We start from the raw sequence: 12,671 nt of genomic DNA, 5'->3' as shown, positions 1-12,671 counted from the left end.
GGGGTGGGAGGGGCGGCGGGGTCAGCCGCCGATGGTGACGTCGATGCAGGCGTAGAAGGCGTTCGCGGTGTCGGCGATGTTCCAGACCGCGAGGATCTTCTGCCGCCCGGTGAGGCCACCGAAGTCAACGGTGTGCGAGACCGTCTCGGGCGGCCGCGCACCACCATCGTTGAACTCGGCGACCTTCTTCCCTCCGGCGAAGTACTGCCAGGTACTGGTGGCATGACGGGCGGTCAGCCGCCAGCTGAAGGTCTGTGAACGGCCGATCGGGGTGACCTTCCAGCCCTTGGCGTCGTCGTCGAGTTCGGCGAACCGGCTGTTGCCGCCGCTACAACTGGTCAGCCCCTTGGGGCCTTCGACGCTCTGCGGCTCCCACTTGATCGCACCGCACTCGATGGTGCCCGCCGCGCACTGCGACTGCCGGCTCGGCGGCGAGGACACATATCCGTGCGCGCTCGCCGGGCTGACCGGCATGGTGACGACGAGCAACGGGGCGATGCCCGCACCGATGGCGAGGGCCAGCCTTCTTTTCTTGTGCATGTCAACCCTTTCGCGAGGGAGGCCGCCCACGCGAGAGCTGCGGACCGACGCCGCCGACGGCGTCGCACGACGGATAGCGAATGACGGATGGCGGATGGCGGATGGCGGGTACCGAACGCCGGGTGCCGAGTCCGAGTGCCGAGTGCCGAATGTCCGCTCGGGGAGGCCTCGTTGAGGGGGGTGGATGACGCGAGGGTGTAACCAATTGGTCTAGACTTTACTGCCTGACCGAGTATGGTCAAGAGGGTGCGCCGCGATGTAGCGGACGTGCAGGGGGGCAGAAGGCCAACAGGCTTCCCCTATAGCTATTTTGATGGGGCGTCAGTCAATTCTCTCTTCGGGCGCGCGCCCCGCCGCCCCCCGGTCAGCCCGGTCAGCCCCCGGCGGTGGCATCGGCGGCGGCATCGACCGGCACGCTGGAGCCCCGTACGACCAGCTGCGGTGCGAGCCGGACCGTGTGCCGCGATGCCGGGTCCGCGGCGGCCGGGCGTCGGCTCAGCAGGCGGGCGGCCTCGGCGGCGAGTTCGCCGACCGGCTGGCGGACGGTGGTCAGCGCCGGGTCGGCGAGGCCCGCGAGCGGGATGTCGTCGAAGCCGGTGACGGCGACCTCCCCCGGCACGTCCGCGCCCAGCTGCCGCAGGCGCTGCAGCGCACCGGCCGCGATCAGGTCGTTGGCGCAGATCACGGCGTCCGGCCGGGACGGCCAGACGCGGTCGGCGGCGGCTCGGCCCCACGCCACCGAGAAGTCGCCGAGCTCGACCCGCCCGGGGGCGGTGGGGTCCAGGGCCGCGGCTCCCGCCTCGTAGGCCGCGCGCCGCTCGACCGCCGCCGACGCGGTCCCGGCCGCCCCCACGAAGCAGGGGCGGCGGCGGCCGGTGGCCGCCAGGTGATCGAGTACCAGCGCCATGCCGGCCGCGTTGTCGACGGCGACCGAGTCGGCGACGCCGGGGCCGCATCCGCGGTCGAGCAGGACGAGGGGCACCTGGGCGGCCGCGGCCGCCACCGCCTCCCGGCTGCGCCGCTCGTCGACGGGTATCAGGAGCAGGGCGTCGACCTGCCGGCCGAGGAACGCGCCGATCCGGGCCGCCTCGGTGACCGGGTCGTCGTCGCAGTCGGCGAGGAGCACGGCCCGGCCCTCGGCGTGCAGGGCATGTTCCAGCTCCCGGACCAGGGAGGGGAAGAACGGGTTGGTGATCTGCGGCAGGACCAGCCCGACGGTGCCGGTGGTGCGGCTGCGCAGGGCGCGGGCCACGTGGTTGGGCCGGTAGCCCAGGCGCTCGGCCGCCGCGCGGACGGTGCGTACGGTCTCGGCGCCGACCGGGCGGGTGCCGGCCAGGACGCGGGAGACCGTGGCGACGGAGCAGCCCGAGGCCAGCGCGACATCCCTCAACGTGACTTCGGCCACCGTCTCCCGGCTCCCTTCGTCCGGCCCGCCCGAACCGGAGGGAGCATACGCCCCCTTGAACTCCTGGCAATCGTTGTCCCATGAGAGCGGGATCTCCTGGTCATCCCGCCGTCCTTTCGTCCCGAAAACGTGCGGTTGGCCAGAGATTGAACCGTTGACAACCGGCACGTCCATGGGCCAAGTTTCCGGAGAACGTTTTCCCATGCTGCTCGCTCGCCGGCTGACTCCCCGCCGGGGCTCGCCATGGGGTGACCGCCGGACGCGCTGTGCGCCGGAGCCCATGTCGGCCCGCACACACCACCACTCCGCGCTGCCTTTCCACGCAGCCGAGCAAGCAGAGCAAAGGGGCTCTTCCGTTGGCCAGAAAGATCATCCTCGACTGCGACCCGGGGCATGACGATGCGATCGCCATGCTCCTGGCACATGGCAATCCCGAGGTCGAGCTGGTCGCCGTGACGACCGTGGTCGGGAACCAGACGCTGGAGAAGGTGACCCGCAACGCCCTGTCCGTGGCGCGGATTGCCGGGATCACCGGCGTCCCCTTCGCCGCCGGCTGCCCGCGTCCGCTGGTGCGGGCCATCGAGACGGCGCCGGACATCCACGGCGAGACCGGTCTGGACGGCCCGGACCTGCCCGAGCCGGCCTTCGAGCTGGACCGCCGGCACGCGGTGGACCTGATCATCGACACGGTGATGTCCCACGAGCCCGGTGAGATCACCATCGTCCCGACCGCCGGCCTGACCAACATCGCGCTGGCCGTGCGCAAGGAGCCGCGGATCGCCGAGCGGGTCCGCGAGGTCGTGCTGATGGGCGGCGGCTACCACGAGGGCAACTGGAGCGCGGTCGCCGAGTTCAACATCATCATCGACCCCGAGGCCGCACACATCGTCTTCAACGAGTCCTGGCCGGTCACCATGGTCGGGCTCGACCTGACCCACCAGGCGCTGGCCACCCCCGAGGTCGATGCCAGGATCGCCGCGGTCGGCACCCGCCCGGCCCGGTTCGTCGGGGAACTCCTGGACTTCTTCCGCGAGGCCTACCGCGAGAACCAGGGCTTCGACCACCCGCCGGTGCACGACCCGTGCGCGGTCGCCTACGTCATCGACCCCGACGTGATGACCGTGCGCAAGGCCCCGGTGGACATCGAGCTGCGCGGCGCGCTGACGGTCGGGATGACCGTGACGGACTTCCGTGCGCCCGCCCCGGCCGACTGCACCACCCAGGTCGCGGTCACGCTCGACCACGAGCGGTTCTGGAACCTCATCGTGGACGCACTTGAGCGGATCGGTGACGTCGAGGCATGAGCGTTTCCACCTCTCAGCGCCCCGTCGGCGCGGCGGCCGGCGGCTCCGGTGTCCGCATCGGCGTGCTGGTCACCGCGCTGCTCGCGGCCTGCTTCGCCTTCCAGCTCAATGCCAGCATGCTCAGCCCCGCGCTGAAGAACATCGAGGACTCGCTCGGCGCCAGCTCGGCGGAGATCGGCCTGACCCAGACGGCGTTCTTCACCTCGGCGGCGCTGTTCTCGCTGTTCCTCCCGCGGCTGGGCGATGTCCTCGGCCGCCGCCGGGTGCTGGCCGGAATGCTCGGCCTGATGGTCGTCGGATGTGTCGTCGCGGCGCTGGCGAGCAGCGTGCCGATGCTGTTCGCCGGGCGCGTCATCCAGGGCGTCAGCGGTCCGGTCGTCCCGCTGTGTCTGATCATGCTGCGGGTGGAGGTGCAGGAGCCCAAGCGCTACGGCACCCTGCTCGGCGTGATCACCGCGGTCAACGGCGGTATCGCCGGTGTCGACTCGCTCGCGGGCGGCTACCTCGCCGACCGGCACGGCTTCGGCTCGGTCTTCTGGGCGATGGCGGCGGTCGCGGCCGTGGCCACCGTCCTGGTCGCCACGCTCACCCCCGAGTCCAAGGCACCCGTCGCCGGCCGGATGGACTGGCCCGGTGTCGCGCTGCTGGTGCTCTCGGTCGGCTCGCTGCTGACCGCACTCAACGAAGCGGGCAAGCTCGCCGCCGCCAACTGGCCGCTGATCGCCGTCCTTCTCGTGGTCGCCGCGGCCGCCTTCGCCCTCTTCTGGCGGACCGAGAACCGCAGCGGCCATCCGCTGGTCGCCACCCGGCACCTCAAGCAGCGCGCGACCTGGGCGACCCTGCTGACCACCGTGCTGACCATGACCGGCGTCTTCGCCGTCATGAACGGGCTGATCCCGGCCTTCGCCCAGGACGCCCAGGCCGGCCTCGGGATGAGCGCCGAGCAGTCCGCCTGGTGGACGCTGTCCCCGTACGCGCTCGCCGGACTCGCCATGGGCCCGCTGGCCGGCCGGCTCGCCGCCACCTTCGGCTACCGGCGGGTGCTGCGGCTGGGCCTGGCCGGTTCGGTGGCGACGGTGGTGCTGATGCTGCTCACGATGCACAGCCACTCCCGGCTCCTGCTGCTGGTGACGTCCATCCTGGTGGGCGTGGCCTACGCGGGCGTGGCGAACATCGTCCTCAACGGGCTGGGCATCGTCCTCTCCCCCGCCGAGAACCCGGGCTTTCTGCCCGGCCTGAACGCGGGCGCGTTCAACCTCGGCGCGGGGCTGAGCTTTGCGGTCCTCTACGCCGTCAAGACGGCGGCCACGCCGACGGATCCGGCGTCGTCCGGCGGCTACACCGCCGGCATGATCGCGGGCGTGGTCATCCTGGCCGCCGCCATCGCCACGTCCTTCCTGATCCCGAAGCCGGTGGCGGCGGAGGCACAGAGCTAGGGCGTGTTTTGAATGTGCTGGTCACAGCCACTCGTTGATGGCCGCGACGGTCAGTGTGGCCTCTTAGCGGCCTGCGAGTTCGTCGAATCCGGCAGTGCCAGCCCGGTTGCACTTGAGGCGGTTGATGCCGCACTCGCCTCCGTGCCATGGGTGGTGTATTGGCGGGTTTGTTGCCGAGGTCATGAAGGGGTGAGCGGAAGCTCGTAGTCCATGGTGCGTGCGGTGATGCGCAGTCCGGCCAGCGGCAGTGCTTGGCGTACCGCGGCGTCGTCGAATTCCCAGATGGTCAGTTCGGTGACCTCGGGGTGGTCGCGCCGCAGGCGTGTGACGAGTTCCGCGATGAGCGCGGCGAGCGCGCGCGGCTCGGCGTTCTCGTGGCGGATCGACTCCCCGGCATTGATGTGGGCCGCGTGCCCGTCGATGACGGCCGAGACTTCTGCGTCCGCCGCCGCCAGCGTGAGGCGCGCGGGCAGTTGGTGGACTTGCACATCGGGCAGCCCAGCAGGGGGCTGCCATGTGGCTGGCTCGGTGCTCCAGTCACGGGCGCATTCGCCGTGTCCGTGCGCGTTCAGCGCGGTCGCCGCCTGGCCGTCGGGCCCGGTGTCCCGACCGCCCCACCGCAGGGTGCGGTAGCCGGCGGCGCGGGCCTCGTCCGCGGCCCGGCGGTACAGGCCCGTGACCATCTCGAACTCCTCGGCGGTCGGCGGGAGCAGGTCGTAGTAGCCGGTTTTGAGACGGCGGACCGCGCGTGGCACGTACGTTGCCTGCACTCGCGCAACCCGCTGGTGGTCCGGGTCCTCGTATACCCATGCCCAGCCCAGCAGCGCCCCGTCGCGGCGGGCCGCGACCGCGCCGATGGTACGGGGCCGGCTCTGGCAGCCGGTTGGCTCGGGCTCGGGCTCGTCGTCCGCCGTGTAGAGGGGCTCGCCGGCCGCCGCGTACATTTCTCCGATCACGTGCTCGTCCGCATCCGGCCGGCCGTCCCACTCAAAGAACAGTTCGGAATTCATGTCCGAAGGGTACGACTGCACGACCGACGGACCGCGAGAACCGCCGCTGTGACCAGCACATTCAAAACACGCCCCAGAGAGCAAAGCCGCGCAACACGGCCGCCCGCCGACCGGTTCCGGTCGGCGGGCGGCCGCATGACGGTGGCGCGGCGCCTCGTCCGTTCAGCGCAGGATGGCGCCGAGGCCGCCGGCCGGTGCCCGTTCGGGGTCATGGATCACCACGATGTCGGCGCCGTGCGCGGCCGCCGACCGCACCAGGGCGTCGTCCGCCCGTGCGGCAGCCGGACGCAGCTCGCCCAGATTCGGCAACTCCATTCCGTGGACGGCGAGTTGGTCGACATCGGAGCCCACCCAGACCTGCCGTGCGCTGTCCGCGCCGTGCGGACTGACCAGCAGGGTGTCGATCCGGTGTTCCCGGGCGGCCTCGACCAGCTCGGGGAGGCCGGCCGCGGAGTGCGGCTTCGCGTGCTTGCCGCCGACGCCGGCGCCCGCGCGGAAGCGGTCCGCCACCTGCGCGATGTGGTCGCTTTCCTGGGCGGCCCTGACCTGGGCGATGTCCCGTTCCACCAGGTCGCTCTCGGCGCTCGGCGCCCGCCCGCCGTGTTCGCTCTCGTAGGTCAGGGCGCGCAGCGGTTCGGGCAGTTTGCCGTGCACCAGCCGGCGTTCGGGTGCCTCACCGACCAGGACGACGGCCTCGGCACCACTGCTCTCGAACTCCTTGCGTACCGCGTCGGCGATCTCCTCGGCGTTCTGCTCCAGGGTGTGGTCCGCCTCGGTCCTCAGATGCCGTTCGGACCGTTCCCCGGCGGCGCGGGCGTCGCTCCGCCCGGCCCCGCCGCCCCGCTCGCCGACCACGGCGAAGTCCGCTCCCGTACGGTCCAGGCGGACCACGAGGCAGACGGGGTCGTCGCCGATCGCCGCCAGCAAGGGCGTCACCCTGGGCACCGGCCCCCATGCCGCGAAGGGGACGGCAGGGGGGCCGGGAAGCGGCGTGTCGAGCACGATGGCCCCGTGGGCGGCGAACAGCGCCCGCCCGGCATGCGCTCCGGGGTCGCCCCGGCGGGTGAGCAGGGCCTCGTGCACCGCACCACAGGTGGCCTCGTCCGCGCCGAGGGCAAACAACTGCGCCGTGGTGGCACTTGCCGTCAACTCCTGTTGTTTTGCGGCGTCCTCGGCACCGTGCGAGGTATCGGCATAGACGGACGCCCAGGGGCCGGGCCGGTCGATGACCGGTTGCAGGAGCGAGATTCGCATGGCACTGCCTCCTTGGCTTCCTCGGATTCCGCGGATTCTCCTGTCGTGCAATGCGTGGTCGTCGGTGGGCGGCCCGCATCCGTACGCGGCCGGCATTCGCCGGTAAGCAGCCGACTGTCCTACGAATTCCCGTTCCGGAAAGGCATATGCATTGCGGGCATATGCCTCCGCAATCACGTTCCGTGCCCGTTCCGACCATTTCCGTGTGCATGGTTGAAACGGCCGCTGCCGGGTTGTTAGGGCTGGGGGACCAGGGAAACTGGGAGGAACACGTCGGGTCTGTACGACCCGTAGAGCCGGAGGCACCCATGGTCATGGAACACGGAACCGACAAGACCGGCCCCGCCCGGGACGACGTGATGAAGCGGCAACTGCGGGGGCAATTGACGGCGGAGCGCTCCCTGTGGCTGGAGGAAGAGCATGAACTCCAGCCGGCCGGCGAGGACCAGCCGGTGGCGGCGTGGTCCCCCGAAAGCGACTTCCGGGGCGGCACACCGCGGGGGATGACCGAGGAGGACGTCGGGCTGCGCTCCGAATTCGCCCGGCACCTCGGGCGGAGCCTGTATCCGGCCGACCGGAACGCGATCATCGAGACCCTCCGGCGCAACAATGCCCCGGAGCGGCTGGTCACGATGGCCGAGCGACTGCCCGCACACGAGCGGTTCGGCAATGTGCAGAGCATCGCGGAGGCCGTCGGGATCACCACGGAACACTGGCGCTCCTGAGGCCGTGGCCGGTCCGTGCCTCCTGGCGCTGCCGCCTGGCGCCGGGAGGCGGACAATTGGTGTATCGGCACCTGCCGCACCCCGCGGCCGGGCCAGTGGACGGGAAGAGGGAGGGCGGTTATGTCCGACGAGACGATGGGCGATGAGGTCTATCAGCCGCCCAGGTCCGATCCCCAGGACAACCCCAACGAACTCGACATGGAAGACGCCCTGGACGAGCCGGACCTCGATGCGACGCTGGATACCGGCTATTCGCCTCCGGAGCGGCCCTTCGTGGTGAATCACGACGGGACCACCGCACGGGAGCTGCACGACCGCGAGACGCTCGACCACCGCCTGGCGGTGGAGGTGCCGGACGTCTGCGCACCCGACGGCGACGGGATCGGTGATCTGCCGGGCGGGGTGGGAGAACCGACCGATCTCGAATGCGGCGAGGAGCGGGCCGGCCGGCTCGTGGGTTCCGACGAGGGATTCTGGCGCGGCGGCAGCAATGACATCGCCGCCCGCGACGTGGGCATCGACGGCGGGGCCGCCTCGGCGGAGGAGGCGGCGGTACACATCACCCGGGACAATGCGGGGGACGGCGGGGGCGGCGAGGGCTAGGGTCTGTCGTTCGGATCAGGCCGGGCTCGCGGGGTCTGGCACGCACATCTGCCGCTGTTCCGGCCCGCGAGGCTCAAGAACCCGCGGCATTCAAGGACGCGCGAGGCTTACGGCCCGCGGCGTACGCTCACACGCTCACTCCCGTGCAGCGCCATGCCGTAGCTCGGCGCCCGTACACCGTACAGCGCCCGGTTTCGGTGCCCTCCCTCAACGAGCCGGCCGGGCACCCGTGCCCTCAGAATGAGAACAGCGGGCGTCCATGTGTACCCGGTCGCAGGCCGGAAAGCCGGAAGGGCACCGACCCCGCCGGTGCGCAGGCGCGAGCCGCCGGCCCGTCACGGACCCGACGGCCGCCCCGGTCCACCGTGCGACCATCCTCGACCGCAGGAGCCCACGTGAATCGACGTCGTCCTCGGATCGTGATCGTCGGAGCCGGGTTCGCCGGCTACGAATGTGCCCGCACGCTCTCCCGGCAGGCCAAGGGAGCCGCCGAGATCGTTCTCCTCAACCCCAACGACTACTTTCTGTACGTGCCACTTCTGCCGGAAGTGGCGACCGGAATCCTGGAACCCCGCCGGATCTCGGTGTCGCTCACCGGGACCCTCCCGGGCGTCCGGCTCGTCCTCGGAGAGGCCCATGACGTGGACTTCGAGGCCCGTCACGTGCACTACACCGACCCCGAGGAGCGGAAGGGCTCGCTGCCGTACGACCGGCTCGTCCTGACCGTCGGCAGCGTGAACAAGCTGCTGCCCGTACCCGGCGTCGCCGAGCACGCCCACGGCTTCCGCGGGATGCCCGAAGCGCTCTTCCTCCGCGACCACATCACCCGGCAGATCGAGCTCGCCGGTGCGACCGAGGACGCGGCGGAGCGGTCCGCCAGGACCACCTTCGTGGTGGTGGGCGCCGGATACACCGGCACCGAAGTCACCGCCCAGGGCGTGCGGTTCACCGATGCGCTGGCCCGGCAGAACACCGGACTGCGAGACGGTCCCCGCCCCCGCTGGCTGCTGCTGGACATCGCCGACCGATTGCTGCCCGAGCTCGACGAGCGGCTGTCGCGCACCGCCGAGCGGGTCCTGCGTGCCCAGGGCGTCGACGTCCGTACCGGCACCTCCGTCAAGGAAGCGACCCAGGACGGAGTGCTGCTCGACGACGGCGAGTTCGTCGCCAGCCGTTCCCTGATCTGGTGTGTCGGCGTACGGCCCGACCCGCTGGTCGACTCCCTGGGGCTGCCCACCGACAAGGGACGGCTGTGCGTCGACGAATTCCTGAACGTGCCCGGCCGGCCAGGGGTGTTCGCCTGCGGTGACGCCGCGGCCGTCCCGGACCTGACCCGGCCCGGTGAAGTGACGCCGATGACGGCCCAGCACGCCCAGCGGCAGGGCAAGGTCGCGGCGCGCAATGTCGCGGCGTCCTGCGGCCGGGGCGCGCCCCGCGCGTATCGGCACCACGACCTGGGGTTCATGGTCGACCTGGGCGGGCTCCAGGCCGCGGCCAACCCCCTGCACTTCCCGCTCTCCGGACCGCTCGCCGGCCTGGTCACCCGCGGCTACCACCTGATGGCGATGCCGGACAACCGCGTGCGGGTGGCCGCCGACTGGCTGCTGGACGCGGTCCTGCCGCGGCAGGGCGTCCAGCTGGGTCTGGTCAGCTCCTGGTCGGTGCCGCTGGACACCGAATCCCCCGAGGTGGCCCGCGTACCGGGCGGCCCGACGGCGTGAGGGGACCGCCGTGGGGGGACGTCCTCACCGGGGTCCCCTTACGGGGGCTATGACACTCCGGACGGCTACTGGACCCGCTCCGGCGCTTCCTCCTCGTCGGGGAGCCGCACATCGCTGACCGCGATGTTGACCTCCACGACTTCGAGGCCGGTCATCCGCTCCACCGCGGAGATCACGTTCTCGCGCACGGCCTTGCCCACCCCGGGGATGACCTCGCCGTACTCGACGACGACGTCCAGATCGACCGCCGTCTGCTTCTCGCCCACCTCGACCTTGACGCCGTGCGTGGTGGTCGTGCCTCCCCCGGGTACGCGCTGGCGCAGGGCGCCCACCGATCGCGACAGCCCGCTGCCCAGGGCGTGCACCCCTGCCACCTCACCGGCCGCCAGGTAGGCGATCTTCTCGACCACGCTGTCGGCGATGGTCGTCCGCCCCAGTTCCGCGGGGTTCCGCGACCGGCGCTCCACTGACTCGGTCATTGCCCATCACCCCTTGTGCTCCTTCGTGGGGACGTTTCGGCCCGTGTCTTCACGCTATGACCGGACGGGTGACGCTGCCTCCCGAACCGGAAGGCGACACCGCTGCGGGCCCGCGCGGCGTCGGCTCGGCACTGTGTCGTTCCGGCACTGTGTTGTTTCGGCACTGTGCCGTTCCGGCAAGAGGCCTCGACGACCACCTCGGCTGCGCCCGCGCGCGTCGCCGGGCCGGGCCGCCCCACCTGGCAAACCGCCCCGTCCCCCGTCGGCCAGGCGCCCTGCCGGACCGCGCCCCTCGCACGGCCGGAGATATCAAGTCGTCGTCAACTGCGGGGTGTTGGCGCTCCGGACGGACAGTCCACGGTATGGTCCTGAACCCCGCTCCCGCCTCGGGCCTGCGGGGACGGCGAAACGGCGATTGCCACGGACATCTGCCAAAAGGGTGCCGCTCCCGCTGGTGTGTCCGTATCGTCTGCTCGCGCCGGAGCCTTCCCGCCCCGGGACTTCCTCGTGGGATCCCCCAACGGGGGCCCGTGCACGACATGGCAGTGCCTGTAACGAGGGAGCAGTGGTGACACACCTGATCGTACCGGTCATGATCACATTCGGGATATTCCTGCTCGCCATGGTGGCCGTGGGCTTCTGGACGTATCAGGACACCCTGACCTTCTCCGATTTCGCGCTCGGCGGGCGCCGGCTGAGTGCCACGTTGGCGGCGCTGTCCGCGGGGGCCAGCGACATGTCCGGCTGGCTGTTCCTGGGGCTGCCGGGTGCCGTGTACGCGGCCGGCATCGGCGCGAGCTGGATCGCCGTCGGTCTGGCCATCGGCACCTATCTCAACTGGCTGCTGGTCGCGCCGCGGCTGCGGACCTACACCGAGTTGGCCGGGGACGCCAAGACGCTGTCGGCCTATCTGGAGGAACGGTTCGAGGACGGCAGCCGGATGCTGCGGCTGCTCTCGGCCACCGTCATCGTCGTGTTCTTCACCGTCTATGTGGCGAGCGGCCTCCTGGCCGGCGGCGTGTTGTTCGAGGGGATCTTCGGCGGCGGCTTCGAGTTCGCGCTCACCGTCTTCGCCGTGGTGATCGTCGTCTACACCGTCCTGGGCGGTTTCCGCGCGGTGAGTCTGACGCACTCGGTGCAGGCCACGGTCATGTTCGGCGCGGCGGTGGCCCTCCCGGCGATCGGCATCGGACTGCTGGGCGGGTTCGGTGCCCTGCACGGTGCGCTCACCCACAAGAGCGCCGCACTCCTCGACATGGGGGCCAAGGCCGGTTTCGACGGCAGCCGTTGGACGTCCGGTCACTCGCTCGGCGCCGTGGCAGTGATCTCCCTGCTCGCCTGGGGGCTGGGCTACTTCGGCCAGCCGCACATCCTGGTGCGCTTCATGAGCATCCGCAGCACCCGCGAGATTCCCAGAGCCCGCCGGATCGGCGTGGGCTGGGTGGTCGTCTGCCTGACCGGGGCCTCGCTCGTGGGTCTGGTGGGGATCGCCGCGCTCGACCAGCCGCTGGACAATCCCGAGACCGTCTTCATCGCGCTCTGCGCCCAGCTGGTCAACCCCTGGGTCGCGGGCATCCTGCTGGTGGGCGTACTCGCCGCGATCAAGTCCACCGCGGACAGCCAGCTGCTGGTCTCGGCGATGGCTCTCACCGAGGACTTCTTCCGGGCGTTCGTCAAGCGGCAGGCCTCGGATGCCGCGCTGGTCCTGACGGCCCGCGCGACCGTGGTGGCCGTTGCCGTGGTCGCCTACGTCATCGCGCTGAGCGGCGGCGCCGTACTGGACATCGTCGCGTACGCCTGGGCGGGATTCGGCGCCGCCTTCGGCCCGGTGATCCTGCTGTCGCTCTACTGGCCTCGGATGACGCGGGCCGGGGCGATGGCGGGCATCGTGACCGGGGCGGTCACCGTCGTGCTGTGGAAGCAGATCGACCCGCTCCTCGGGCCGCTCCAGTCGGGCATCTACGAGATGGTGCCCGGGGTGCTCACGGCCACCGTGGCGGCGCTGCTCTTCGGGAAGTTCGTCGGCCGTCCGCCGCGACGCACCTGGTCGGGATCCATGGAGCGGGAGAACTCCACGACGGTGCCGGTCGGCTGAGCCCGCGGGCGACCCGCCCCCGGCCCCACTCTCGCTGACCGGACGGACCGGGCCGGCCGTCCCGGGGGGCGGCACGGACGTAATGGACGACCGCGATGA

11 protein-coding genes are annotated in these 12,671 nt (G+C 71.1%); 6 read left to right on the top strand and 5 right to left on the bottom strand.

The genetic code is table 11. The features are described from left to right. Positions 1-21: 21 nt before the first annotated feature. The gene (locus tag EST54_RS30525) at positions 22-540 is read right to left on the bottom strand and encodes a lytic polysaccharide monooxygenase auxiliary activity family 9 protein (protein ID WP_129250944.1); all 519 of its coding nucleotides are present in this window, start codon (positions 538-540) and stop codon (positions 22-24) included. Positions 541-913: 373 nt separating this feature from the next. Further along, positions 914-1,945, bottom strand: a complete 1,032-nt coding sequence (locus EST54_RS30520) for a LacI family DNA-binding transcriptional regulator (RefSeq protein WP_129250943.1) — start codon at positions 1,943-1,945, stop codon at positions 914-916. A gap of 356 nt (positions 1,946-2,301) precedes the next feature. Between EST54_RS30520 and uriH the strand changes: the two genes are divergently transcribed. Further along, entirely contained in the window at positions 2,302-3,249 is a 948-nt protein-coding gene (gene uriH, locus EST54_RS30515; RefSeq protein ID WP_129250942.1) for a uridine-preferring nucleoside hydrolase UriH, read from the top strand. Next, positions 3,246-4,685: a uridine transporter UriT gene (gene uriT / locus EST54_RS30510; RefSeq protein WP_129250941.1), complete on the top strand. Its 1,440-nt coding sequence runs from the start codon at positions 3,246-3,248 to the stop codon at positions 4,683-4,685. Before uriH ends, uriT begins: the two co-directional genes overlap by 4 nt. A 179-nt stretch (positions 4,686-4,864) precedes the next feature. Here the strand turns inward: uriT and EST54_RS30505 are convergent, their stop codons facing one another. After that, on the bottom strand, positions 4,865-5,695 hold the full coding sequence (locus tag EST54_RS30505) for a hypothetical protein (RefSeq protein ID WP_129250940.1): 831 nt from the start codon (positions 5,693-5,695) through the stop codon (positions 4,865-4,867). Positions 5,696-5,857: 162 nt separating this feature from the next. Beyond that, the gene (locus tag EST54_RS30500; protein WP_129250939.1) at positions 5,858-6,949 is read right to left on the bottom strand and encodes a baeRF2 domain-containing protein; all 1,092 of its coding nucleotides are present in this window, start codon (positions 6,947-6,949) and stop codon (positions 5,858-5,860) included. Positions 6,950-7,263: 314 nt separating this feature from the next. On the opposite strand from EST54_RS30500, the gene EST54_RS30495 reads away from it, so the two are divergent. The 3 genes from EST54_RS30495 (at position 7,264) to EST54_RS30485 (ending at position 9,998) form a co-directional block, all read left to right on the top strand. Next, positions 7,264-7,674, top strand: a complete 411-nt coding sequence (locus EST54_RS30495; RefSeq protein ID WP_392567428.1) for a DUF2795 domain-containing protein — start codon at positions 7,264-7,266, stop codon at positions 7,672-7,674. Positions 7,675-7,794: 120 nt separating this feature from the next. Then, complete coding sequence (locus EST54_RS30490) at positions 7,795-8,277, top strand: DUF5709 domain-containing protein (protein WP_129250937.1); 483 nt, start codon at positions 7,795-7,797, stop codon at positions 8,275-8,277. 419 nt (positions 8,278-8,696) lie between these two features. Further along, positions 8,697-9,998, top strand: coding sequence for an NAD(P)/FAD-dependent oxidoreductase (locus EST54_RS30485; protein WP_174857549.1), 1,302 nt, complete (start codon positions 8,697-8,699; stop codon positions 9,996-9,998). 65 nt (positions 9,999-10,063) lie between these two features. Here EST54_RS30485 and EST54_RS30480 read toward each other — a convergent pair whose 3' ends face one another. Next, positions 10,064-10,477: an Asp23/Gls24 family envelope stress response protein gene (locus tag EST54_RS30480; protein ID WP_129250935.1), complete on the bottom strand. Its 414-nt coding sequence runs from the start codon at positions 10,475-10,477 to the stop codon at positions 10,064-10,066. Positions 10,478-11,045: 568 nt separating this feature from the next. Between EST54_RS30480 and putP the strand changes: the two genes are divergently transcribed. Further along, complete coding sequence (gene putP / locus EST54_RS30475; RefSeq protein ID WP_129250934.1) at positions 11,046-12,572, top strand: sodium/proline symporter PutP; 1,527 nt, start codon at positions 11,046-11,048, stop codon at positions 12,570-12,572. The last annotated feature ends 99 nt before the right edge of the window (positions 12,573-12,671 follow it).

The organism is Streptomyces sioyaensis, assembly GCF_004122735.1.
GTDB lineage: Bacteria > Actinomycetota > Actinomycetes > Streptomycetales > Streptomycetaceae > Streptomyces > Streptomyces sioyaensis.
Note: the sequence above shows the minus strand (reverse complement) of the source record. Positions and strands in the feature narration are given on the sequence as shown.